Origin of the sequence: Streptomyces sp. NBC_00104 (assembly GCF_045160825.1) — a bacterium.
In the GTDB taxonomy this organism is placed as follows: Bacteria; Actinomycetota; Actinomycetes; order Streptomycetales; family Streptomycetaceae; genus Streptomyces.
Genome location: NZ_CP108215.1, coordinates 9152406 through 9176148, shown reverse-complemented (window position 1 = coordinate 9176148; position 23743 = coordinate 9152406). Strand labels below are relative to the sequence as shown.

Sequence of the window (23743 nt, the reverse complement as noted above, 5' to 3'; positions counted from 1 at the left end):
GACGCCCATACGTGGCCGCGGGCAGTCGTGCCGCCAGGGGCGGCACGGGTGGGCGCGGCGGCACCCGTCAAGCACCGGTGAGCGGAACCCACCCCCGCCCAGCCCCGGCGCCGGGCGCCCGACCCGCGAAGGCTCAGCGGTCCCACCGGCCCCGGACCGGCCGAGGCTCAGCCACCCCACCCCGCCCGACACGGTTCCGGCGCCATGGGGTACCCGTGGACACATGACCCCAGACGTCGACCTCACCGTCCGCCCCCCGGGCCACCACATCCTCCGCGACCATTTCCTCGCCGCGGACAGTCGCCTGTTCAACGCGGTGGCGACCCGCGACTGGCCCGGCGCCCACCCCATGCTGCCGAAGCTGAGCCGCGCCGCGAACCACGGTGTGCTGTGGTTCGCCACGGCGGCGGCGATCGCGGCGACCCGGAGTCCGCGGGCCCGCAGGGCGGCCGCCCGGGGCGTCGCCTCGCTCGCCCTCGCCTCGGCGACGATCAACACGCTCGGCAAGCGCTCCATCCGCCGCCCCCGCCCGGGCCTGGACAACGTCCCGCTGACCCGCCAGCTGAAGCGGCAGCCGATCACCACGTCGTTCCCGTCGGGCCACTCCGCCTCCGCCGCCGCCTTCGCGGCCGGCGTCGCCCTGGAGTCGCGCGCCTGGGGTGCGGCGGTCGCACCGCTGGCGACCGCGGTGGCGCTGTCCCGCGTGTACACGGGCGTGCACTTCCCGAGCGACGTCCTGGTGGGCGCCGCCCTGGGTGTGGGCGCCGCCTACGCCGTACGGGGCATCGTGCCGACCCGTGACCAGCTCCCGCCGCCCGGCCGCCCGTACGTGGACGCGCCCGCGCTGCCGGACGGCGACGGCCTGGTCGTGGTGGCCAACCGGGCCTCGGGGACGTCGGACCGGGTGCGCGCCCTGCGGGACGTGCTGCCCGGCGCCGAGACCGTGGAGTGCGAACCGGAGGACGTGACGGCCGAGTTGGAGAAGGCCGCCGCCCACGCACGGGTGCTCGGCGTGTGCGGCGGCGACGGCACGGTGAACGCCGCCGCCGAGGTGGCCCTGCGTCACGGCCTCCCCCTCGCCGTACTCCCCGGCGGCACCCTCAACCACTTCGCGTACGACCTCGGTGTGGAGGACGTGCGCGCCCTGGGCCGTGCGGTGCGCCAGGGCGAGGCCGTCCGGGTGGATCTGGGGCACTTCACGACCGGGGACACGGAGGGCCACTTCCTCAACACGTTCAGCCTGGGCGTCTATCCCGAGCTGGTGCGGGAGCGCGAACGCTGGGAGAAGTTGATCGGCGGCTGGCCGGCGGGCGTGATCGCGGCACTGCGTGTCCTGCGCTCCGACCGCCATCCGCTCCAGGCCACCTTCGAGGGCCGGCCGCGCCCGATCTGGCTGCTCTTCGCGGGCAACGGCACGTACCACCGGCTGGGTCTCGCCCCGGCCCGGCGTTTCGACCTGGCCGACGGGCTGCTGGACGTCCGGGTCGTGCACGGCGGCCGCCGCCCGGGTCTGCGGCTGCTGGCGGCGGCCGTCGCCGGCCCGCTGACCCGCACCCCGGCCCACGCGGCGGTCCGCGTACGGCGGCTCCGGGTGGAGGGCATCGCGCCGGGCACGCTGCTCGCGTACGACGGCGAAGTCACCGAGGTGGAGGGGGATCTGACGCTCCGGAAGCTCCCGGAGGCGCTGACGGTCTACCGGCCGGTGCCGATGCACTGACCACCGGGCAAGTCCACCATTCAAGACGGCGGTCTCAGTATTCGGCACGGTCACGTACGGTTCGAGCACGAACTCGCGGACCTCACGGACCTCGTGGAAGGGGAACGGCCATGTCGAAGGCACGAGAGACCGCCGTCTACACGCACGGACACCATGAGTCGGTACTGCGCTCGCACACCTGGCGGACGGCCGCCAACTCCGCGGCCTATCTCCTCGGTTCGCTGAAGCCGCACATGAGGATCCTGGACATCGGCTGCGGTCCGGGCACGATCACCGCGGACCTGGCCGCCCTGGTCCCGGAGGGGCAGGTCACCGGGGTCGACCACGCGCCCGGCATCCTGGAGCAGGCCAGGGCGACGGCCGCCGAACGCGGCCTGGACAACGTGCGGTTCGCGGTCGCGGACGTCCACGCGCTGGACTACCCGGACGACACGTTCTGCGTGGTCCACGCGCACCAGGTGCTCCAGCACGTCGGCGACCCGGTGCAGGCGCTGCGCGAGATGCGCCGGGTGACCAGGCCGGGCGGTCTGATCGCCGTCCGCGACTCCGACTACGCGGCGATGACCTGGTTCCCCGGATCCCCGGGCATGGACGACTGGCTGGACCTGTACCGCCGGGTGGCCCGCGCCAACGGTGGTGAGCCCGACGCGGGGCGCCGGCTGAAGTCATGGGCGCTGCGCGCCGGGCTCACCGACATCACGGCCACCTCCGCCACCTGGACCTACGCCACGCCGGACGAGCGGGCCTGGTGGAGCGGGCTGTGGGCGGACCGGACGGTCGCCTCCGCGTACGCCGAACGGGCCACACAGGGCGGTCACGCGACGCTCGACCGGCTCCGGGCGATCGAGGCGGCCTGGCGGGAATGGGGGCGGCAGGAGGACGGCTGGTTCGCCGTACTGCACGGAGAAATTCTCTGCCGTAAGACGGTCTGAAAAGAAGGGGCCGCTGGTACAGGTGGCGAATTCACCCGTACCGCAGGTGGATTCGCTCCCGCGCTCACTCCCGCGGTAGTCCCGCAGTCACTCCCGCGGAAGCAACGGTCCCAGCGGCCCGAGGTCCAGATTGAGGTCCTCGGGCCGCAGGCCGTAGCGCTCGCGCAACTCGGTCATCCGGTCGTCGAGAAGCATCAGCGTGAGCCCGATGCGCTCCTCCTGGTCCTCCGAGAGCTCCCCGGTGTCGAAACGGCGCAGCGCCTGCCGCTCCATGAGCTGACGGAGCAGCTCGACGACGGTCAGGACCAGTTTGACCAGGTCCCTTTCCACCGTGTCGGGCTCCAGTTCGAGGCGGTTGCGGCCGGTCACTCGATGCCTCCCCAGGGTGACGGAACCTGTGCGTTCACGGAACTGATCAAAGCGTTCAGGTCGATGCGGACGAGGTCGACGTCCGCGATACGCAGCGTGAGGTCACCGGTGATGACGACCCCGCCGGCGAGGAGCCGGTCGAGGAGATCGACGAGGGCCACCTCACGACGTTCGATCACGGTCACAGGCCGCCCTCCCCGCTCTGTTCACTCTCTCCGCTCTCTCCGCTGAAGGAATAGGCCGCCCACGGCCCGGTGAGTTCCACTCGCAATCCCGGCTCTTCGCCCTTGGTGCGGTCCACCAGTTCCACGAACTCCTCGGAATGGGCGCGCGACACCAAATAGGCCGCGTTCAGCACATTGCGGCCGGGAACTCCGGAGAGCGCGGAATTCTGCGGAGCGTGCAGCCGGGTGTCCTCCGCGAATTCGGAGAGGGTGTCGTGCAGCCGGCGGGCGAACCGCTCGGCGTTCTCCCACATCTCCTCGTGGGCCCGGTGGCTCCGCCGCCGCTGCCGCAGGTAGTCGCGCCCGCTGGAGACCTTCGCGGGTGCCTGGGCCGGCTCCTGCTCCTCGGACTCCGCGTACACCTTGACGCCCCACTCCACCCGCCCCGCCAGCCGGTCCAGGGTGCGCCGGAAGCCCTCCTCGCGGGCCTCCAGCATCACCCGAACGCCGCTGTCGTCGCGGAACACGGTGCCGAGCCGGAGCGGCAGGGGCGTGGTGACGACGGTGAGCGCGTCGATCACGCTCTGGTGGGCGCGGGCGGTCTCGGTCAGCCAGTCCAGATCCTCCAGATGGGCGCGGAGCGGCTGCTCCGCGAAGTCGCGCTCCGGCACCTCGCTGACCAAGGCGATCAGGTCGTGGTGGCGCAGCTGCCGGGGCGGCGCGCCCGCGACCCCGGTGAGCTGGGACTGGAGCGCCGCGTCGAAGGGGCGGCAGACGGCGTACACGTAACGCAGTCCGGTCATGAGGGCTCCTCTCTGGCGCGGCCGCGCTCGATGGCCGGCTCCGGCTCCCGCCGGTACCCGCCGTCGTCCAGCTCCGCGAGCCGGGCACGCAACTCGGCGTTCTCACGGGAGAGTTCGTCCCGGCGCGCGTGGGACGACAGCGCCGGGTCGGTCTCCCACCAGTCGATCCCCATCTCCTTGGCCTTGTCGACGGAGGCGACGATCAGGCGCAGCTTGATGGTGAGCAGCTCGATGTCGAGCAGGTTGATGCGGATGTCGCCCGCGATCACCAGGCCCTTGTCGAGTACACGCTCCAGGATGTCGGCCAGGTTGGCACTCCCGTTCTGCCCGTACGGCTCGGGGACTCGGCTCGGGAACGTCATCGGCGGCGGCTCCCGCCCACGGTGGCGGCCCGTTCCTCGTCCTCATCCTCGTACGGTTCCTCGTCGATGTCCTCCCCGGCATCGCCCTCGGCCTCGGGAAGGTCCTCGTACTCCTCCTCCGGGGCCTCGTCCGCGTCCTCCGCGTCGCCTTCCCCGCCCTCGTCGGCGTACGCGTCGGCCTCGTCGTCGAAGTCGCGCGGCTCCTCGTCCGGCTCCGCCTCCTCCTCCGCGTACTCGGCCTCGGCCTCGTCGTCCTCCGGCGCCTCGTCCTCCGGGGCCTCGTCGTCCCGCTCTTCCTCCCGCTCCTCCTCCGCGAGGGCGTCCTCGTGGCTGACGACGACCTCGCCGTCGCGGATCTCGCCGCGCCAGCCGTCCTCGGCCTCGCCCCTGAGCGAGATGAAGCGGGCGAAGTGCTTGAGGTCGAGCCGGGCCCGGCGGCCCTGGGCGCGCCAGATGTTGCCGGTCTTCTCGAAGAGGCCGGTCGGGTAGTACTCGATGACCAGCAGGACCCGCGTGAGGTTGTCCGCGAGGGAGTGGAAGGAGACGACGCCCTTCGTGGTTCCCTTGGCCCCCTCCGACGTCCAGGCGATCCGCTCGTCGGGCACCTGTTCGGTGGTGTGGGCCTTCCAGCTGCGGTTGGACCAGAAGACCTTCATCTGCCAGTCGGAATGGGTGTCGTCGGCCGGGTTGGCGCTCTTCACGCCCTTGGCGAAGGTGCTGAAGCTCTGGTACTGGGTCCACTGGTCGTACGCGGTGCGCAGCGGCACCCCGACGTCGATGGACTCCATGATCACCGTGGGCTTGCTGCCCGAGCCGCCCTTGCGCTTGCCCTTGCCGCCGAAGAGGTTCTTGAGCCCGCCGACCACGTTGTCCTTGGCGCGGCCCGCGCCCACCTCCAGGGCGGTGCGCAGCGGCCCCTTGCCCTCGGCGAGCTTGCGGCCGCCGTCGAGGGCGAGCTTGGCGAAGCCGGGGCTGTTGCCCTCGGCGATGTCGTTGAGCTTGCCGGTCGTCTCGCCGAGCTTGCGGCCCGCGCCGACGAGGAGCCGCTGGACCTGGGCGGCCAGATACTCCTGGGCCTCGGCCTTGAGGTGGTCGACGGCCTCGCTGTGGGCCAGGTCGGTGAGCGGGTTGCTCTTCGTCGCGTCCTTCGCCCGGTCCGTCGCCTGGCTGGTCGCGCGGCCGGTCGCCGCGCCGAGGGTCTCAGTCATCTTCGCCGCCTCCCCTCGTCGTCCGCGACCGGGTGGCCTTGCGAGCGGCCTTCTTGGCCGGGGCCCTGCCCGGGGCGGTCTTCTTGGCGGCCGTCTTCTTGGCCGCGGTCTTCTTCGCCGCGCTCTTCCGCGCGGCCGAGCCCGAAGGGGCTGTCTTCTTGGCGGGGGCCTTCCTGGCGGCCGGTTTCCCTTCCGACCTGGGCGGGGACTTCTTCGCCGGCCGCTTGCGCGAGGGCTCCTCCTCGGGCTCCTCGCCATCCGTCCCGCGGCTCTCGGCGTCCTCGTACTCGCCGCCGTCGCCCTCGTCGTCGTACTCGTCGCGGGTGTCCGCGTACTCGTCGTCGGCGTACTCGTCGTCCGGGTACTCGTCCGCGCGGTCCTTCCCGCCGCGTCCCGGCAGGTCCGGTGCCACTCCGGCGAGCTGGTCGCGCACCTGCGAGGTGCGTCCGTGCAGCCGGTCGGCGAGCCCTTCGATCTGCCGCTCGACCAGCGCCCCGGTGGCCGCCTTGCCGACACCGCGCAGGTCCCCGCGGAGCTGGTCCCCGATCTCCTTGAACTGCGGGTTGTTCAGCAGCTGCTGGGACACCAGGTCCGCGAGCGCCCGCGGGCTCAGGTGCATCCGCTTGCCGGCCACCATGGTGCCGACGGCGAACGCGAGTTTCATCTTCCTTGTACGTCCCAGGACGTACCCGGCCCCTACGGCGAGGCCCAGTCCGATTCGATTCATTATGTCGTTCCGTTCCCGGTTCCTGTGCTCCTCTGCGAGCTGATCTCCAGCCGGTCCAGGAGTTCGTCCTCCAGACGGTCGAACTCCTCCTCATCGATCTCGCCCGCGTCGAGCCGCTGCTCGAGGCGGGCGAGATCGGCACGGACGGCCGCCGGGTCGTAGTACTGGCGCTCGGCCTCGGTGACCACTTGTCCCACCGCCCAGAGGCTGCCGCGCACCGGTGCGAACGGCAGCAGCAGCACCTCGGTGATCAGTCCCATGTACTCGCCTCCTCGGCCTTGGAGCGCCGTGTGCGCGACGCGCCGTGGACCCGCGCGGAACGCGCTGTCAGTGCGTCGTCTCAGCGGGCTGCGCCGGCCCCGGTTCGACGAAGCTGTAGGGCGGCAGCGGCCCGTTCACCCGCACCTCGATGTGCGGATGGCTCTTGCGGACCTCCTCCACCGCGTCGAGGAACACCGCGGCGGACTCCCGGTCCACGAGGAACGACAGATTGGCCAGCCAGCCGGTGGAGTCGGGCCCCGCGCTGGCGGCCGCCGCGGTCGGCTCCAGCGCCCGCCGCAGCTCCGCCGCGTCCTCGGCCTCCCGGGCCTGCACCGCGGCGACGACCATCTCGCCGAGCCGCAGCCGGTCCTCGTAGGTGCCGCCGCCCGCCTGCCGGTTCGCCTCGGTCATGGCGCGCAGCTCGGGGTTCTCGCCCATCACCCGGTGCAGCACGGCCTCTTCGTCGTGGCTGGCCTTCACGTTGTACTCGACCTTGCCGTCGAGGGCGCGGAGCCGCTCCAGGTAGTGCTCCGCGCGTTCCGCGAGCACCCCGGTGACGGACGCGTCGTCCGGTGCGACGCTGCCGAACCGCATGGGCAGCAGCGGACCGCCGGCGCCCGCCTCACTCAGGACGTTCTGGTGGGCGAGCAGGTCCTTGCGCTTGGGGCGCAGCCCCTCGGGGGCCTCGCTGACGATCGCCGCCAGCTCACCCTCCTCGATGACGCGCACGGGGCGCGGCGGGTCGCCCACGCCGCCCATGCCCTCGGGGAGGGCGGGGTGTGAGCTCGCCGTGATGCCGTAGACGTACGTGCTCACTCCTGTTCCTCCCTCTTGCGCGAGCTCGTGGTCTTGCGGGCACGTGGCCGCGACTCGGACTGGCTCTCCTCGCGGGACTGCCTGAACGCGTCGGAGATCGTCTCGGCGGCGCCGGACAGCGCCCCCTTGGACTTGCCGCGCGCGCCGGACTCGGTGATCTCACCCACGAGGTCCGGCAGGCCGGGGTTCTTGCGCGGCCCCGCCTCCAGGTCGAGCCGGTTGCACGCCTCGGCGAAGCGCAGATACGTGTCGACGCTGGCGATGACGACACGGACGTCGATCTTCAGGATCTCGATGCCGACCAGGGAGACTCGCACGAACGCGTCAATGACGAGCCCCCTGTCGAGGATGAGCTCCAGGACGTCGTAGAGGCCACTGCTGCCGCCTCCGCCGCCGGACTGCTGTGCCGGGACTACGGTCATGCCGGCCGATCCTCCTTGTCTGTGGGTTCTGGTGCGGGACGACGGCCTAGCGGCCACCAGGGCGATGTGGGTCGGCCCTCCCGCGCTCGTACCGGCGGACGCGTCGGTATCCGGTGAGCTCGCCCTCGGGGTCGAGCTCCACCCGGTAGCTCGCGAGCAGGCTCATCGTGTCGGGGACCCTGGCGATCTCCAGGACCTCGACCTCCAACGTCCAGCCGTCCTCGGTCTGTTCGAACGACGACACGGTTTCGGGCGCCATGCCGGTCAGCTCCGCGAGCTGGGTCCGCGCGTGGCGCAGCACCTGCATGGGGCTGGGCCGGTCGTCCGCCCGTTCCTGTGCCGCTTCCGGTTCGTCCGGTTCTTGGGATTTACGTGAACTCTGTGTTTTTGATGTGTTGGATGTGTTCGACATGGCCACCTCGAACACCGAGTGGCCCCACGTCCGTTGGCCAAACCTTTTGGTCGACTCCTCTCCGTATGTGGGCCGTATGGGGGCTGCATGGGGGCCGTATGGGGCCGCTCGTCGACGGGCCGGTCAGGGCGCGATCGCGTGCTCCACCAGCAGCCGTCCGGCCGCCGTGATCGCCTCCGCGTCGATGCCCGCTTCTCGGAGCTGCTCCCGCGGGCTCGCCGAGCCCGGCATCGTACGGACGGCGAGGCGCACCAGGCGGGGCACCGGGCGGCCGTCGAGGAAGGCGTCGAGGACCGCGTCGCCGAGACCGCCCTCCTCGTGGTGGTCCTCGACGGTGAGGAGGCAACCGGTGCGTTCGGCGGCCTCGCGCAGGGTGCGGCGGTCGACGGGCTTGACCGAGTAGAGGTCGATCACCCGGACCTGGATGCCCTCGGCGTCCAGCGCCTCGGCCGCCTTCAGGGCCTCGTGGACGGTGACCCCGGCCGCGACGACGGTGAGCCGGTCGGTGTCCGAGGCGCGCAGCACCTTGCTGCCGCCGACCGGGAACTCCTCGGTCGGGCTGTAGAGGACGGGCGAGTCGCCCCTGGACGTGCGCAGATAGCGGATGCCCTCGAGGCCGGCCATCGTGCCGACGAGCTTGGCGGTCTGGTTGGCGTCGCACGGGTAGAGCACGGTCGAGCCGTGCACCGAGCGCATCATCGCCAGATCCTCCAGGCCCATCTGCGAGGGCCCGTCCTGGCCGATGGCGGCGCCCGCGTGGGAGCCGACGAGGTTGAGGCCGGACCCGCTGATCGACGCCATGCGGATGAAGTCGTGGGCACGGGTGAGGAACGCCGCGAACGTGGCGGCGTACGGTACCCAGCCGCGCGCCGCGAGGCCCACCGAGGCGGCCACCAGCTGCTGTTCGGCGATGTAGCACTCGAAGTAGCGGTCGGGGTGTTCCTTGGCGAAGAACTCCGAGCGCGTGGAGTCGCCGACCTCGCCGTCCAGGGCGACGACGTCACCGCGTGCGGTGCCCAGCGCGGCGAGTGCCTGTCCGTACGCGTCGCGGGTGGCGACCTCGTCGCCGATCTCGTAGCGCGGCAGCTCCAGGTGCCCGGTCCGTACGGCGTGCAGCATCCGGGCGGCGGGCGGCTGCCGGACCTCGACGCGGAGGTCGCGGACACCGCCGAGTTCCGCGATCGCCTCGTCGGCGTCCTTGAGCGGCTTGCCGTGCAGGCCCTCGCGGTCCTGGACGGCCTCGACGCCCTTGCCCTTGAGGGTGCGGGCGAGGATCACGGTGGGCTGGCCCTTGGTGGAATCGGCCTCGCCGTACGCGCGGTCGACGGCGTCCACGTCATGGCCGTCGATCTCGATCGTGTGCCAGCCGAAGGCCGCGAAGCGGCGGGCGTAGGCGTCCAGGTCGTGTCCGTGCCGGGTGGGCCCGCGCTGCCCGAGCCGGTTGACGTCCACGATCGCCGTCAGATTGTCCAGATGCTCGTACGCGGCGTGCTCGGCGGCCTCCCACACCGAGCCCTCGGCGAGCTCGCTGTCCCCGCACAGCACCCACACCCGGTAGCCGGTGCGGTCCAGCCGCTTCCCGGCCAGCGCGATGCCGACGCCGACGGGCAGTCCCTGGCCGAGCGATCCGGTGGCCGTCTCCACCCAGGGCAGCTTGCGCGGCGTCGGGTGCCCTTCGAGACGGCTGCCGTGCTTGCGGAAGGTCATCAGCTCGGTCTCGCTGATCGCGCCGGCCGCCTTGTACGCGGAGTACAGCAGGGGCGAGGCGTGCCCCTTGGACAGCACGAAACGGTCGTTGCCGGGGTGCACCGGCCGCTCGAAGTCGTACCGCAGATGCTTGGCGAGCAGCACCGCCATCAGCTCGGCGGCCGACATGGACGAGGTCGGGTGCCCGGAGCCCGCGGCCCCCGAGGCACGCACACTGTCCACCCGCAACTGCTGTGCCAGCTCAGTGAGTTGACGGCTGTTCATGACTCTCCTTCCGAACCCTTGGCGGGCTTCTGCCGGTCTTCGGACACCTCGCGCCGCGCCTGGGGCGGTGGCGCCGGCCGGTCAGGGGCCTGATCCTTGTGTGCGGCCCCCGGTCCGCTCGACACCCCGGCCCGGTCGGGCGCGGTCCGCTCCTCCACCGCCCCCCGCCGCCCGGAACTCTCCGGCGTCCCCCTGCCCTTCTCCCTGTCCTTCTCCCTGTCCTTCTCCGGCGCGCCCGGCATCCTGGCCAGCTCCGGTGACGCCGTGTCCAGGGGGACCGACCAGGACCGTACGAGGCCCAACTGGACGCCCTGGCGGGGCAGTACCGCGTCGAGGAGCCAGTCGGCGGCGACACGGATCCGGTTGCCGGGCATGGCGGCGAGGTGGTAGCCGCGGGTGACGGCACCGGCGGCGAGGCCGGAGAGCGGTATGCCGAGGGGGTTGGCGGCGGCCTCGACGCCACCGAGGTCCACGACGAAGCCCAGGTCGCTGTGCCGGTAGGGCTTGGGCTCGCCGCGGCCGAGGGACGCGGCGACGTTGTGCCCGGCCACCTTGCCCTGCCGCCAGGCGTGCTGCGCGGTCATCGGCGTGTACTCGCCCGGCTTGGTCAGATCGGGCACGGCGGCCGCGTCCCCGCAGGCGAACACCTCGGGCCGGCCCTGCACCTGCAGCGTGGGCTCCACGAGCAGCCGGCCGCGTTCCATCGGCAGCCCCAGCGACTCGGCGAGCGGATCGGGCCGTACGCCCACGCACCACACCAGCGTGCGTGTGTCGACGAACTCCCCGTCGGTCAGCAGCACTCCGTCCGACGTCGCCTCCTTCACGGAGGTCCCCATCCGCACGTCGACACCTCGCTGCCGCAGCACCCGGTCGGCGGTCCGCGACAGCTTCTCGTCCATCTCGGGCAGCACCCGCTTCGCGACGTCGAGCAGTATCCAGCGCGGCCGCATGCCCTCCCGCAACGGCTGTTTCCCGACCAGCTCGTCGGTGAACAGCTGGCCGTGGGCGGCGACCTCGGTCCCGGTGTACCCGGCGCCGACCACCACGAAGGTGCACCGCGCGCCGCAGCTCCCGGGATCCTCGCCGCCGGCGGCCAGCTCCACCTGCCGGGTCACGTGGTCCCTCAGGTACAGGGCCTCCGGGAGCCCCCGGAAGCCGTGGGCGTGCTCGGCGACGCCCGGGATGGGCAGCAGCTTGTTCACACTCCCGGCGGCGAGCACCAGCCGGTCGTAGGTCAGCGTGCCGACACCGCCCTCGGGGTCCGAGTAGCGCACGGTACGCGCGTCGAGGTCGATGTCGTCGGCCTCGCCGAGCACCACCCGTACGTGGGGCAGGGTGCCGGCGAGGGAGACGGTGACCCGGCGTGGTTCCAGGATGCCTGCGGCGACCTGGGGCAGCAGGGGCAGATACAGAAAGTGGTCGGTCGGGTTGAGCAGGGTGATGTCGGCCTTGTCCCGGGTCAGCCGCGCGAGGGTGCGGGCCGTCCGGTAGCCGGCGAAGCCGGCACCGACGATCACGATGCGGGGTCGACTCACGGTTCGCCTCCGGCGGGGTCGCGCATACGGAGTCCTCAGCGTCCTCAGGCGTAGGGGTCCTGAGCGTCCTCAGGCGTATGGGTCCTGTGGCGTACGAGCCTTCCGCGTCCCCCTGGCCAAGGCGCCCAAACCGGCTGGGCGCCCGAACGTCCGTGGGTTTCCCCTGTGACCTCCGGGTACCCGGACCGCGACCCGACCCCGACCCCGACCGCACCCCTCGCGGAGGTGCCCCCATGCCCGAGTACGGCTACTTCCTGGCGACCGAGGAGTTCGGTCCCGCGGAGCTGATCGAGCAGGCGGTGGGGGTCCCCCGGCTCGAGCGAAGTCGAGAGTTGGGGGAGGCGGAGCAGGCCGGATTCGACTGTCTGTGGATCTCTGACCACGTCCACCCGTGGAACGACGCCCAGGGCCGGAGCCCGTTCGTGTGGTCGGTGATCGGCGCGCGCTCCGAGGCCGTGGCGCTGCCCATCGAGACGGCCGTGACCTGCCCTACCGCCCGGATCCACCCGGCGGTCGTCGCGCAGGCGGCGGCGACCAGCGCGGCTTCTTCGACTTCTACCGCACAAAGGTGCTGCCGCAACTCGAGCGGGGCCCCCGCTGACCGGCCCCACCCCCAGGGTTCTCGGCCCAGACGGTGCTACCTCTCCCCATCGTCTGGTCATCGTCTGGGCCGAGTGCATGTCCTGCTCATGGCGACAGGCGGCAGGCGGCAGGCGACGACCCCGCGTGGAGCGCCGAGCGCACGGTCGGTCCCGACCACAACCCGATCCACACCGACCACACGTGGCCACAAGGCGAGCGGGGCCGGGACGCTTTCGCCGTCCCGGCCCCGCTCCCCGCCCGCTTCCTGGGGCGACCCCGCCGTCACCGGCCCCGGTGGCGCGGATCCTCGGGGTCGACGCCGGCCGGGGGCGGCGCACCGGGCGGCATACCCGGCGCCGGTCCGCCCGCGGCCCCGGTCCCACCGCCGGGCGCGACGGGCGGCACCGGCGGGTAGCCGGCCGGCCCCGTCCCACCCGGGGGCGTCCCCGGCGCCGTACCACCGGCGACCCGGTCACGGTCCGCCGCGAGCTCTCCCTCGCGCCCGGCCGAAGGCCGCGCCGCGCCCCTCAGCGCATACGCCGCCACTCCGAGCACGACGGCCGTGATCAGCGCGGCGGCCCAGTCCGGCAGGCCCAGCGACAGCGCCAGACCGAGGGCCAGCGCCAGGGCGGCGCCCGCGTACAGGGCGAGCGCCCCGGACGCGGCGTACAGCGCGGCCGTACGACGCTGCTTACGGGTCTGCTGCCGCAGCTCGTCGCGGACGGTCTCGCGGGCCACCTGCGCCAGTTCGTCGACCAGGTGCTTGTCCAGATGTTCCAGATGATCCAAGCGGTCCATCGCACCCGAGTACCCGGGCCCGTGCCCGGGTAACGCGGCGCGCGACGGCGACGGGAACGAGAACCGCCCGAAACGATCTCCATCCCCGGTCGGCCCCAACTAGGCTTTCCCCCATGGAGATTCTCGGCACCACGCTCCGTATCTGCGTCGACGACCTGGAGGCCGCGGTCCCGTTCTACGAGAGACTCTCGGGCGGACCGGCGATGCGCTTCGAACGCGGTGGCGTCCAAGTCGCCGCCGTCGGGTGCTTCCTGCTGATGAGCGGCCCGGAGTCGGAGCTGGAGGTCCTGCGGAAGGTCACCGCCACCATCGCGGTGGAGGACGTCGACGAGGCCAACCAGGTCCTCACCGCCTCCGGCGCCCGCGTCCTGGCCGGCCCGATCCCCACCCCGGTCGGCCGCAACCTCATCGCGGTCCATCCCGACGGCTCGGTCTACGAGTACGCGGACCGCAGAGCGGCGGGGTAGTCCCGGGCCCGCGGGACCGGTCGGGGAACCCGGCGGCGGGCGATCACCCGGCCGGCTCGGCGAAGGCGGCCACGACGAGGTCAGTGAGCAGCTCGCCCGCCGTGCCGTCGGGGTCCAGATCGGGGTCGTAGATGGCGACGTTGAGGCCGACGCAGTGCGGTGAGCGGACCAACGGGCGTAGCAGCGCGGTCAGTTCGTCGGGGAGGAGCCCGTCGGGGTCGGGGCTGTCGACGGCGGGCATGACGGACGGGTCGAGCATGTCGGCGTCCAAGTGCACCCAGAAGCCGCCCAGTTCAGGCGTCTCGAAGCTCTGCGCGGTGACCCGGGCGACATCGTCCGCACCCCAGGTCCAGGTGCGCAGATCGCCGACCGTCACGACCGGGATCTTCAGCGCGGCCAGTTCGCCACGCTCGTCCTCGAACGCGTCCCGGATACCGAAGAGCCGTACGTCCTCGTCGCGCAGAGAGGGCCCAGCCCCTCCGGATCGGTCAGGTCCGGCTGCCCGCGCCCGGTGGCGAGCGCCAGCTCCTCGCCACCGGCCGCCCCGACCCGGTCGGAGTTCCCCGGATGCCGGAAGTCGGCGGACGCTCCCCCACTGCCTTAAGGGCGTGGGAGGTACCCCCACTCCGCGACCAGCCCGTACCGTCCGATGCGCCGCAGCGCGAGCGACGCGCCGAGCTGGATCGAACAGTCCCCGCCGAGGACGACGGGCAGCTCACCGGCCCGGACATGCCGCTCGATCCGGTCGGCGAGCCTGCGCGTGTACGAGGCGATCGCGGCGGCGTTGAAGACCCCGTCGCCCTCCCGCCAGTAGCCCCGGTCGTAGCGCGGCGGCACCGCCACCCCGCCCTCCGGCGCACCGAGCCGCCGCACGATGCCCTGCTCCCGCAGGGCGCCGGCGAGCTTGTGGCAACCGGGCACGGTACCCGGGGCGGGCGGTCGCAGGCCGAGGTTCGAGGGGGCGTCGACGACGACGATGTTCCGCTCCGCATGGATCTCATCCTGCGGGACCGGGCCGCCCGCCGGGGACGGGAACGGATCATTCCGATGGCGGGCTCATGCCCGGTCCGCCCGGCCTCTCATCTCCGCGGTGAGCGCCCACCGCTGGTGGTCCCGCCACGCCCCGTCGATGAACAGGAAGTCCGGCGAGAACCCCTCCAGCCGGAATCCGCACCGCCGGGCGAGCGCGATGGAGGCGGCGTTCCCGGGCTGCACATTGATCTCCAGCCGGTGCAGCCCCAGGAAAGTGAACGCGTACTCGACGACCAGCCCGAGCCCCTCCCCCATCAGCCCGCGTCCGGCGGCATGCGCGAAGGCCCCGTAGCCGAGGGCTCCGCACTGGAAGCCGCCCTCCACGATGTTGTTGATGTTGATGAACCCGGCGAGCCCGCCGCCGTCCTTCTCGCACACCAGGAACCCGGCCTTCGTCGGATCCTCGATGAGCCGCCCCGCGTAAGCGGCGTACGCGGCGGGGGTGGCCGGCGGAAACAGCCATGGCCGGTGCAGATCCCTGCTCTCCCGCACCCGCGCGGTGAACTCGGCCCCGTCGTCGGGCCTGAAGTGCCGTATCCCGACGCGAGGGCCTTCGATGAGATGACGAACGTTCTCGGACACCCCGCCACGGTACGTCGGCGCAGGCGTCACCTGCGCCGTCTCATGAAGTACCCGCACACCGCCCCCACCAGGCCCGTCCCCAGCAGCGCCAGCCACAGGGGCATGGTGACCTCGGAGACCAGCAGCTGGATCTCGGTGTCCTGGGTGTTCTGGAAGACGAAGACGAGCGCGAGCACCGCGAGCAGGCCCGCGACGACCCTGCCGGGCGTCAGCAGGTCACCCCATCGCTTGCGCCTGTGCGTCCCGCTCCGTTCCGATGTCTTCGGGCTCATACCTCCAGAATGACGCGAGCCGGCGGGACGCGCCCGGTGGGCGCCGTTTCCGCAGGCCCCGGCGGAGGGCGGTCAGGTGAGCGCCGGCTCGTCCAGCGTCAGCGTCCCCGCCTCCGTGTCCAGTTCCGCCATCACCCCGAACGGGATCGTCAGCGCCCCTTCCCCGTGCCCGAACCCGAACTCCTCCACCACCGGCACCCCGACCCCGCCGATCCGGTCCACGAGAAGCGCCCGCACCCTGTCGTACGGGTCGCACTGCGCCCAGGAGCCGAGCAGGATGCCGGCGACTCCGTCGAGCCAGCCCGCGCGCAGGAGCTGGGTGAGGTAGCGGTCGAGGCGGTAGGTCTCCTCGCCGACGTCCTCCAGACACAGGAGGGCGCCGCGGGCGGAGGGCCGGGCGTGGGGGTTGCCGAGTTCGGCGGCGAGCAGGCAGAGGCAGCCGCCGAGGAGGACACCCCGGGCGCGGCCGGGCACGAGGGCGGTGCTTCCTTCGGCGGCCCGGATCGTGCGGACCGTCTCCGGGGAGAACAGGGTGGCGCGCAGATGGTCCTGGGCCCCGGTGTTCTTGAGGAAGTCGACCCCCGCCGCCATGGGGCCGTGCAGGGTGACCAGTCCGGCCCGGGTGGCGAACGCCTCGTGGAGGGCGGTGATGTCGCTGAACCCGACGAGCGTCTTGGGGCCCGCCGCCCGTAGGGCGTCCCAGTCGAGCAGGTCGACCATCCGCTGGACGCCGTAGCCGCCGCGGGCGCACAGCACGGCGGACACGGACGGGTCGCACCAGGCGGCCTGGAAGTCGGCGGCGCGGTCGGCGTCCGTGCCCGCGAGGTACGGGAACTCGGGGTGCCGGTCCAGGGTGTGGGGTGCGACGACGGGATCGAGGTCCCAGCCGCGCAGGATGTCCAGCCCGGCGCTGAGCCGCTCCTCGGCCACCGGCCCGCTGGGCGCGACGACAGCCACCCGGGCGCCGGGGGCGAGGCGGGCGGGCCTGGTCAGCGGCGTGACCGGGCGGGCCGGGCCGGTGGGGTGGGACGGGCCGGTGGGGCCGGGTGGGGCGGGCGGTGTCACTTGGCGAGCTCCAGAGTAGGGATACCAGGAGGATTCAACCCGAAGACCTGCGCGTACAGCGACAGCTCCGCCTCCAGGGCCCGCACCATCGTCTCCGCCCGCCGGAAGCCGTGCCCCTCCCCCTCGAAGGCGAGGTAGGCGTGCGGCACCCGCCGATCCTCCATCCGGGCCAGGAACCGCTCGCACTGCGCGGGCGGGCAGATCACGTCGTCGAGGCCCTGGAGCAGCAGGAAGGGCGCGGTGATCCGGTCGGCGTGCTCGGTGGGCGACCGCTCCACGTACCGCATCGGCTCCTCGGCCTGCGGCCCGACCAGGCTCTCCAGGTACTGGGACTCGAAGTCGTGCGTTTCCCCCGCCCCCCAGTTCGTGAGGTCGAGGATGGGATACAGGATGGTTCCGCAGGCGTAGACGTCGGTCGTGGTGAGGGACACGGCGGCGGTCCAGCCGCCGGCGCTGCCGCCCCTGACGGCGAGCCTGGTCCGGTCGGCGGTGCCCTCGTCGGCGAGGGCGAGCGCCACCGCCGCGCAGTCCTCGACGTCGACGACACCCCACTGCTCGCGCAGCCGGTTGCGGTACTCCCGCCCGTATCCGGTGGACCCGCCGTAGTTGACCTCGGCCACCCCGATGCCACGTGAGGTGAAGTAGGCGATCGCCAGGTCGAGGACCAGGGGCGCGCGGCTGGTGGGCCCGCCGTGCGCCCAGATCACGTACGGCGGCAGCTCGGTGCCGGGGGCGACACGGCCGGGGTGGTGCGGTGGGTAGACGTGCGCGTGGATCTCGCGTCCGGCGGGGCCGAGGAAGCTGCGGATCTGGGGTTCGGGGTAGAAGGAGGGGTCCACCGGATCGTCGTGCGCGGCCCCGATCACACGGGCTTCGCCGGTGGCGGCGTCCAGCTCGACCACCTCGTACGCGCTGCGGGGGCTGGCCCCGATGCCGATGACCCGGCCGCCGTGCACGGCGAGCGACGGGGCGAACTCGGTCCACGGTCCGGCCGCGTCCACGACCTGGCCGGTCTCGATGTCGAGGATGCCGAGCGCGGTGGCACCCCGCCCGTGCACCACGGCCACGAGCCCGCCGTCCAGCAGCGCGAACCAGTGCCAGCCGACCTTCCACAGCGGCCCGCCGAACTCCTCCTCGCGGGCACACAGAGCCGTGCGGTCGCCGCCGTCGGGGTCGAGGCGGTAGAGGTTCCAGTAGCCGGTGGTGTCGCTGGAGCAGACGAGGGTCCCGTCGGCGGCCCACTCGGCCTGGGCGACCGACTCCTCCGGGCCGCCGGCGACGGTCCGGGGCTCGCCCAGCACGCCGTCCCCGGTCACCTCGGCGACGAGCAGCGAGGTGCCGTCCCACGGCATGCGCGGATGGTCCCAGGCGAGCCACGCCGCGCGGCGGCCGTCCGGCGAGAGACGGGGGCCGGTGACGAACCGCCGGCTGTCGTCGGTGAGTTCCCGCACGGCGCCCCGGTCCTCGGCCGCCGAGCCGTCCAGCGGCACCGCGGCGACGACCCGCCGTACGTCGGTGGGTCCGTCCCCGGTGAACTCCTCCAGGACGCACCACACCTCGTCCCGGTCCGGGTGCGGCCGCGGGTCCACCCAGCGCAGTCCGCCGCCCACGGACGACACCGGGGTGAGCGGGCGGGGCTCGCCGCCCGGCTCGAACGCGTAGAGGCGCTGGTCGGCGAAGTTCACGAAGACCACCAGGTGGCCGGTGTCCCGCGGGACACCGGTCCAGGGCCGGCCGCCGTACTCCATGACCCGGCTGCGCACGTTCCACGGGGCCGGCAGCACCGACTCCTCCGTGCCGTCGGCCGTGCGCCGTACCAGGGTGCGCCGGCCGCCCTCGGTGGGCCGTGGTTCGGTCCACCACGCCTCGTCGCCGACGAAGTCCACGAACTCGGGATGCCCGTCGTGCGCGGCGGCGAGCGCCGCGGTGATCGGTGAGGGCCATGAACCGTACGCCAGGGTCTGCACCGTGTCCCCCATGTCCTTTCGTCCCCCGAATCCCATGTCTCAGGCCGTCCGCAGGAAGCGGTCGAGTACGCGGACGCCGAAGTGGAGCGCCTCGACCGGCACGCGCTCGTCGACCCCGTGGAAGAGCGCCGCGTAGTCGAAGCCCTCGGGGAGCTTCAGCGGCGAGAAGCCGTAGCCGGTGATGCCGAGGCGCGAGAACTGCTTGGCGTCCGTGCCGCCGGGCATGCAGTACGGCACCACGTGCCCCTCGGGCGCGAACTCCTCGACGGCGGACCGCATCCGCGCGTACGTCGTCGAGTCCACCGGCGCCTGGAGGGCCACCTCCCGGTGCTCGTACTCCCACTCCACATCCGGTCCGGTGAGCCGGTCGAGGGTCTCGCGGAACTCGTCCTCGCCGCCGGGCAGATACCGTCCGTCCACGTGGGCGACGGCCTCCCCCGGGATCACATTGATCTTGTAACCGGCTTCCAGCATGGTCGGGTTGGCGCTGTTGCGCACGGTCGCCTCGACCAGGGCGGCGGCCGGACCGAGCTTGTCGAGCAGCCGGTCCACGCCGCCCTGGTCGTCGAGGTCGGCCTCGACGCCGTACAGCGCGGCGAGTTCGGTGAGGGCCGCGCGGACGGTCGGGGTGAGCCGCAGCGGCCAGTCGTGTGCGCCGATCCGGGCGATCGCCGCCGCCAGTCGCGTGATCGCGTTGGCCCGGTTCACCTTGGAACCGTGGCCGGCGCGGCCGTGCGCGGTGAGCTTCAGCCAGCCGGTGCCGCGCTCCCCGGCCGCGATCGGGTAGATCTGCCGGCCCGCGCCGTCGTGGAAGGTGAACGCGCCCGACTCGCTGATGCCCTCGGTACAGCCCTCGAAGAGACCGGGGTGTTCGTCGGCGAGGAAGCCGGAGCCGTCCTCGGCGCTCGCCTCCTCGTCGGCGGTGAACGCGATCACGACGTCCCTGCGGGGGCGGACGCCCGCGCGCGCCCAGTGCCGGGCGACCGCGAGGATCATCGCGTCCATGTTCTTCATGTCGACCGCGCCCCGGCCCCAGACCACGCCGTCGCGGATCTCCCCGGAGAACGGGTGCACGCTCCAGTCAGCCGCCTGCGCGGGGACCACGTCCAGATGACCGTGGACGAGCAGCGCGTCCGCCGACGGGTCGGTGCCCTCGATCCGCGCCACGACGTTCGTACGGCCCTCGGTGCGCTCCAGCAGGGTGGGCTCCAGGCCCGCCTCGGCCAGCAGCGCGGCGGCGTACTCGGCGGCGGGCCGCTCCCGGCAGTCCCCGCCGCCGCGGTTGGTGGTGTCGATGCGGATGAGCTCGGAGGTGAAACGGACGACCTCGTCCAGGGCCCGCCGCTCCACGGGGTCCGCGGTCGTCCCGGGCATCGCCGACTCAGCCATATGTCTCCTCCACCGCGGCCGAGACGATCGTGGTGACCGCCTTGAACGTGCGGATTCCCTCGTACATGGTCGGGCTGGTGTACGCGACCTTGCGCTCACCGGTACGGACCACACCCGGCACGACGGTCGCGGCCATCGCCAGGTGCTCGGCGTCGAACTCCAGCGCCACGGTGAACGGTCCGCCCCGAACCGGTGCGTGACGCACCGCGAGCGCCGCGGCCTCCTTCGCCGCCGCACGGATGTCGGCGGCCGTTCTCGCGGGGGTGCGGCACACCGCCGCGTACCGCGACACATGGTCCTTGACCGCCACTTTGAGCGCCTCGGGCGCATAGCCCAGGGCGTCCTCGCACGCCACGTCGTCGCCTGTCACCAGCACCACCGGTACCCCGTACTCGGCGACGACATGCGCGTTGAGCAGCCCTTCACTGGCCCGCTCGTCGTTCACCCACACCCCGGTGACGGAGTTCGCGAGGTAGGTGTGGGCAAGGACGCCCTCCATCCCCGCGCCCGCGTGGTAGCCGACGAACGCGATGCCGTCCACGTCGCCGTGCTGCACGCCCTCCACCATGGACAGCGCCTTGTGCCGCCCGGTCAGCATCTGCGCGCGCTCGTCCAGCTCCTCCAGCAGCAGATTGCGCATCGTCCAGTGCGCCTCGTTGATCAGCACCTCGTCGGCGCCGCCGTCGAAGAAGCCGAGCACGGCGGCGTTCACGTCCGAGGTGAACATCGAACGGCACCGCTCCCACTGCGGTGTCCCCGGGAGCACGTCGGCCGGCCAGGTGACACCGGTGGCGCCCTCCATGTCGGCGCTGATGAGGATTTTCATGCGGGTCCGTCCCCTCGCAGGTCAGAGGCTTGCCGTCCGGCTGATGACAGCGGTTTCCGACAGCTTGCGATGGTGACGGGGATCTTCATGCCGCCTCACGTTACGCGTCGGCGGGGGAACTTCCCACGAGGCGCGGGAGGTTGGGTCCACTCCCGGGCGTCGGCACCGCGGAGCCCACGGACCTGGGGTCCCGCAGGCCTCCCTCGAGAGCCTCCCCCGGCGCAGGACACAGGCCGCAGCCGGTGCGGCCCGCTCTCACGGTTTGGTGAGAGGGCCGGTGCGCAGGACGTTCAGGCGGCGCCGGTACTCCTCGTCGTCGATCTCCCCGCGGGCGAACCGCTCTGCGAGAACCTGCTCGGGTGTCTGCGGCGCGGCGGGAGTACGGGTGTGCTCGTCAGGCCGGTTCACAGCGCGGAAGAGCAGCACGCCCACCGTGATGATCAGCGCCCAGAACACGACCATGCCGGCGGACATCGCGAACCAGCCCCATCCACTGACGTCGTGGCCGTACCAGAACATCGCCATTCACCTGCTTCGGATCGTTCGGCGATCGGGCCCGGACGGTGAGGTCCGGCGCCTCATGGAGCTTCTGCCCTTGCCTTCATGGTGCCTCTGCCGGGGCCGACGTGCGGGGGTCGGACGGTCCCGAGCGGGTGGGCCGTTCAGCCCCTACGAGGCAGGGGTCGCCGGGCGGAGACTGGAAGGAACGAGCTGAAAAGGAGCGCGCGGAAGCCGCTCCCGGCCTGCTCGACGACGGCCTCACCGTCGCTGCGCGCCGCACGCTGCGACGGTTGCCTCCCCCGCGACACGGAAGGCGGGTGACACCCCACGGGGGTATATTGAGCAGGCGACGAGCCATGCCGACAGGGCTCACTGACGACGACCCCGGGCGGAGGCGTTGGCGATGACAGCAGTCCGTGCCGGTGCCGTCCACCGGGCAGGTGGCGCCGTTGCCGTTCTCATCGCCGCGCTGGTCGTGCTGGTCGTGCTGGTCCACCACGAAACGGCCGCGATCACGTCCGCTCCACCGCGACACGCCGCTTCTTCCCCGCACACCGGTCATGCCATGCCCGGCACGACATCCTCGTCCGCCGCCGCCCTTCCGCACGGGTCCGCTCCCGTTCACACGGACGGCCTCGACGCACCCGCCCCCGTGCACGGTGCCGACGGCAGCGCCTGCGCCGATGGCGGGATGCAGCACTGCGCCTCGGCCACCATCGAGGTGTCCAAGCTTCCCGTGCCGCCGCCGGGTTCTCCCCCACCGACGGCGAACCCGCAACAGGTGCAGACGGGCCGGCTGCTCGCCGGGACGGTCGGCCGCGCGCCACCCGACCTGTCGGTCCTCTCCCGACTGCGCATCTAGGCCGCGCCCACGGCACCCGTGTGCCGTCTCCGCCGCGACCCGTATGCCAGCTCGGACAAGAGGACTCACATCGTGAACAGCATCAACCGCCGCTCCGTCCTGCTCGCCGGACTCGGCGCCGCCGGCGCGGGCGCGCTCGCCGCCTGCACCGACTCCGCCGGCCCTGCTCCCGCCCTGGTCAGCCCTTCCGGTTCGGCTGTCGCCGCCGCCGAGAAGAAGCGGGCCGGCACCGGCAGGCAGCACCGGACCACGCTCACCGCCGCACCTGCCGTGCTCGACCTGGGCGCCGGTATCAGGGCCAGGACCTGGGCCTTTGACGGCCGTGCGCCCGGCAAGGAGGTCCGGCTCTCCGCCGGCGATACGCTGGCCGCCGAACTCACGAACCAGCTGCCGGGCAGGACCGCCACCTCGATCCACTGGCACGGCATCGCCCTGCGCAACGACATGGACGGCGTGCCCCCGGCCACCCAGACCGCCGTGCGCCCCGGAAGCAGCTTCACCTACCGGTTCATCGCCGACACCCCCGGCACGTACTTCTTCCACCCGCACGTCGGCGTCCAGCTCGACCGCGGCCTGTACGCCCCGCTGATCGTCGAGGACCCGCGCGAGCCGCTGGCGTACGACGACGAGTGGGTCGTCGTCCTCGACGACTGGGTCGACGGCGTCACCGGCACCCCCGACGAGGTCTTCGCCGAGCTCGGGCAGGGCATGGGCGGCATGGACATGGGCGGCGACTCCGGCTCCGGCATGGAGGGCCACGACATGCACGGCACGGGGACCACGAGCGACGGCGCGTCCCCGTCCGCCTCCGCCTCGTCGGGCGGGATGTCGTCGAGGTTCATGCTCATGGGCGCCGAGAGCGACCTGCTCGGCGGTGACGCCGGCGACGTGAAGTACCCCCACCACCTGGTCAACGGCCGTGTTCCGGCCGCTCCGGACGTCTACACCGGCAAGCCCGGCCGCAGGGTGCGTCTGCGGATCATCAACGCGGGGGCCGACACCGCCTACCGCGTCGCCCTCGGCGGCCACAGGATGACGATCACCCACACCGACGGCTTCCCCGTCCGGCACCAGCGGGCGGACGCGCTTCTGATCGGCATGGGCGAGCGCTACGACGTACTGGTCACCCTCGGCGACGGCGTCTTCCCCCTGGTCGCCCTGGCCGAGGGGAAGAACGCGAACGGCCTGGCCCTCGTGCGCACCGGCTCGGGCAGCGCTCCCTCGGCCACCGTTCGGCCGAAGGAGCTCAGCGGCACGGTCATGACCGCCTCCCGACTGCGCGCGGCCGACGACGTGCGGCTGAAGTCCGCCAGGACCGATGTCACGCACCAGGTCAGGCTCACCGGCGGCATGATGCACTACAACTGGGCCATCAACGGCACACCGTTCGACATGGCCGACCCGAACGCCCACGCGCTCCTGGTCGAGGAGGGCCTGCGGGTCCGGCTCGACTTCGTCAACGAGACCACCATGTGGCACCCGATGCACCTGCACGGCCACACCTACCAGCTCGGCGCCGGCGGGCCTCGGAAGGACACCGCGATCGTGCTGCCCAAGAAGAGGCTGTCCGTGTTCTTCGACGCCGACAACCCCGGCCAGTGGATGCTGCACTGCCACAACGCCTACCACGGCGAGGCCGGGATGATGACGCACGTCGCCTACCGGGCATGACCCCGTGGCCGGGCGGCACGCGTCCCCTTG

The 23743-nt window shown here is 72.4% G+C and carries 25 protein-coding genes and 2 pseudogenes; 6 read left to right on the top strand and 21 right to left on the bottom strand.

Annotated elements, in window-relative coordinates; translation table 11 throughout:
• Window positions 1–223 precede the first annotated feature (223 nt).
• A complete protein-coding gene (locus tag OG272_RS40155; protein WP_328224345.1) occupies window positions 224–1717 on the top strand; it encodes a phosphatase PAP2 family protein in 1494 nt (497 codons plus the stop codon).
• Between the two features lie 110 nt (window positions 1718–1827).
• Window positions 1828–2649 carry a class I SAM-dependent methyltransferase gene (locus tag OG272_RS40150; RefSeq protein ID WP_326574826.1) on the top strand — a complete coding sequence of 274 codons (822 nt, stop codon included), beginning with the start codon at window positions 1828–1830 and terminating at the stop codon, window positions 2647–2649.
• Between the two features lie 87 nt (window positions 2650–2736).
• Here the strand turns inward: OG272_RS40150 and OG272_RS40145 are convergent, their stop codons facing one another.
• From OG272_RS40145 to OG272_RS40090, 12 genes are all read right to left on the bottom strand, one after another.
• On the bottom strand, window positions 2737–3018 hold the full coding sequence (locus tag OG272_RS40145; protein ID WP_033529790.1) for a gas vesicle protein K: 282 nt from the start codon (window positions 3016–3018) through the stop codon (window positions 2737–2739).
• The gene (locus OG272_RS40140; protein ID WP_033529791.1) at window positions 3015–3203 is read right to left on the bottom strand and encodes a gas vesicle protein; all 189 of its coding nucleotides are present in this window, start codon (window positions 3201–3203) and stop codon (window positions 3015–3017) included. The genes OG272_RS40145 and OG272_RS40140 overlap by 4 nt, the downstream gene beginning before the upstream one ends.
• On the bottom strand, window positions 3200–3985 hold the full coding sequence (locus OG272_RS40135; protein ID WP_327726981.1) for a GvpL/GvpF family gas vesicle protein: 786 nt from the start codon (window positions 3983–3985) through the stop codon (window positions 3200–3202). Before OG272_RS40135 ends, OG272_RS40140 begins: the two co-directional genes overlap by 4 nt.
• Window positions 3982–4347: a gas vesicle protein gene (locus OG272_RS40130; RefSeq protein ID WP_326574836.1), complete on the bottom strand. Its 366-nt coding sequence runs from the start codon at window positions 4345–4347 to the stop codon at window positions 3982–3984. The genes OG272_RS40135 and OG272_RS40130 overlap by 4 nt, the downstream gene beginning before the upstream one ends.
• A complete protein-coding gene (locus tag OG272_RS40125) occupies window positions 4344–5555 on the bottom strand; it encodes an SRPBCC family protein (protein WP_328224344.1) in 1212 nt (403 codons plus the stop codon). The genes OG272_RS40130 and OG272_RS40125 overlap by 4 nt, the downstream gene beginning before the upstream one ends.
• Entirely contained in the window at window positions 5548–6282 is a 735-nt protein-coding gene (locus OG272_RS40120; RefSeq protein ID WP_327726983.1) for a DNA primase, read from the bottom strand. Before OG272_RS40120 ends, OG272_RS40125 begins: the two co-directional genes overlap by 8 nt.
• On the bottom strand, window positions 6282–6542 hold the full coding sequence (locus tag OG272_RS40115; protein WP_327726984.1) for a gas vesicle protein GvpG: 261 nt from the start codon (window positions 6540–6542) through the stop codon (window positions 6282–6284). The genes OG272_RS40120 and OG272_RS40115 overlap by 1 nt, the downstream gene beginning before the upstream one ends.
• Window positions 6543–6609: 67 nt before the next feature.
• The gene (locus tag OG272_RS40110; RefSeq protein ID WP_326574844.1) at window positions 6610–7359 is read right to left on the bottom strand and encodes a GvpL/GvpF family gas vesicle protein; all 750 of its coding nucleotides are present in this window, start codon (window positions 7357–7359) and stop codon (window positions 6610–6612) included.
• Window positions 7356–7781: a gas vesicle structural protein GvpA gene (locus tag OG272_RS40105; protein ID WP_326574846.1), complete on the bottom strand. Its 426-nt coding sequence runs from the start codon at window positions 7779–7781 to the stop codon at window positions 7356–7358. Before OG272_RS40105 ends, OG272_RS40110 begins: the two co-directional genes overlap by 4 nt.
• 46 nt (window positions 7782–7827) lie before the next feature.
• Entirely contained in the window at window positions 7828–8193 is a 366-nt protein-coding gene (locus tag OG272_RS40100) for a gas vesicle protein (protein ID WP_326574848.1), read from the bottom strand.
• 123 nt (window positions 8194–8316) lie between these two features.
• Complete coding sequence (locus tag OG272_RS40095) at window positions 8317–10164, bottom strand: transketolase (protein ID WP_327726985.1); 1848 nt, start codon at window positions 10162–10164, stop codon at window positions 8317–8319.
• Entirely contained in the window at window positions 10161–11699 is a 1539-nt protein-coding gene (locus OG272_RS40090; protein ID WP_405895678.1) for an NAD(P)/FAD-dependent oxidoreductase, read from the bottom strand. The genes OG272_RS40095 and OG272_RS40090 overlap by 4 nt, the downstream gene beginning before the upstream one ends.
• A gap of 233 nt (window positions 11700–11932) precedes the next feature.
• On the opposite strand from OG272_RS40090, the pseudogene OG272_RS40085 reads away from it, so the two are divergent.
• Window positions 11933–12241 (top strand): annotated as a pseudogene (locus tag OG272_RS40085) (LLM class flavin-dependent oxidoreductase); the annotation flags it as partial.
• Between the two features lie 322 nt (window positions 12242–12563).
• Here OG272_RS40085 and OG272_RS40080 read toward each other — a convergent pair.
• Window positions 12564–13079, bottom strand: a complete 516-nt coding sequence (locus tag OG272_RS40080; protein WP_405895677.1) for a phage holin family protein — start codon at window positions 13077–13079, stop codon at window positions 12564–12566.
• Window positions 13080–13192: 113 nt separating this feature from the next.
• Between OG272_RS40080 and OG272_RS40075 the strand changes: the two genes are divergently transcribed.
• The gene (locus OG272_RS40075) at window positions 13193–13546 is read left to right on the top strand and encodes a VOC family protein (RefSeq protein WP_326574856.1); all 354 of its coding nucleotides are present in this window, start codon (window positions 13193–13195) and stop codon (window positions 13544–13546) included.
• A 43-nt stretch (window positions 13547–13589) separates the two neighbouring features.
• On the opposite strand, the pseudogene OG272_RS40070 reads toward OG272_RS40075, so the two are convergent.
• From OG272_RS40070 to OG272_RS40035, 8 genes and pseudogenes are all read right to left on the bottom strand, one after another.
• A pseudogene (locus OG272_RS40070) lies at window positions 13590–14542 on the bottom strand (arginase family protein).
• 60 nt (window positions 14543–14602) lie between these two features.
• Window positions 14603–15160 (bottom strand): GNAT family protein, encoded by a 558-nt coding sequence (locus OG272_RS40065; RefSeq protein ID WP_327726991.1) that lies wholly within the window; start codon window positions 15158–15160, stop codon window positions 14603–14605.
• 26 nt (window positions 15161–15186) lie between these two features.
• Window positions 15187–15432 (bottom strand): LapA family protein, encoded by a 246-nt coding sequence (locus OG272_RS40060; protein ID WP_327726993.1) that lies wholly within the window; start codon window positions 15430–15432, stop codon window positions 15187–15189.
• A gap of 72 nt (window positions 15433–15504) precedes the next feature.
• Complete coding sequence (locus tag OG272_RS40055; RefSeq protein ID WP_327732076.1) at window positions 15505–16389, bottom strand: LD-carboxypeptidase; 885 nt, start codon at window positions 16387–16389, stop codon at window positions 15505–15507.
• A 104-nt stretch (window positions 16390–16493) separates the two neighbouring features.
• A complete protein-coding gene (locus OG272_RS40050) occupies window positions 16494–18476 on the bottom strand; it encodes an LpqB family beta-propeller domain-containing protein (protein WP_328224340.1) in 1983 nt (660 codons plus the stop codon).
• A gap of 27 nt (window positions 18477–18503) precedes the next feature.
• Window positions 18504–19853 (bottom strand): M20/M25/M40 family metallo-hydrolase, encoded by a 1350-nt coding sequence (locus OG272_RS40045; protein ID WP_327726995.1) that lies wholly within the window; start codon window positions 19851–19853, stop codon window positions 18504–18506.
• Window positions 19846–20679, bottom strand: a complete 834-nt coding sequence (locus tag OG272_RS40040) for a M55 family metallopeptidase (RefSeq protein ID WP_326574865.1) — start codon at window positions 20677–20679, stop codon at window positions 19846–19848. The genes OG272_RS40045 and OG272_RS40040 overlap by 8 nt, the downstream gene beginning before the upstream one ends.
• 255 nt (window positions 20680–20934) lie before the next feature.
• Complete coding sequence (locus OG272_RS40035) at window positions 20935–21198, bottom strand: SHOCT domain-containing protein (RefSeq protein WP_326585548.1); 264 nt, start codon at window positions 21196–21198, stop codon at window positions 20935–20937.
• A 385-nt stretch (window positions 21199–21583) separates the two neighbouring features.
• Here OG272_RS40035 and OG272_RS40030 point away from each other — a divergent pair, with 385 nt between their 5' ends.
• Window positions 21584–22042 carry a hypothetical protein gene (locus OG272_RS40030; protein ID WP_327726996.1) on the top strand — a complete coding sequence of 153 codons (459 nt, stop codon included), beginning with the start codon at window positions 21584–21586 and terminating at the stop codon, window positions 22040–22042.
• Window positions 22043–22114: 72 nt separating this feature from the next.
• Window positions 22115–23713 (top strand): multicopper oxidase family protein, encoded by a 1599-nt coding sequence (locus OG272_RS40025; RefSeq protein WP_328224339.1) that lies wholly within the window; start codon window positions 22115–22117, stop codon window positions 23711–23713.
• Window positions 23714–23743 lie beyond the last annotated feature (30 nt).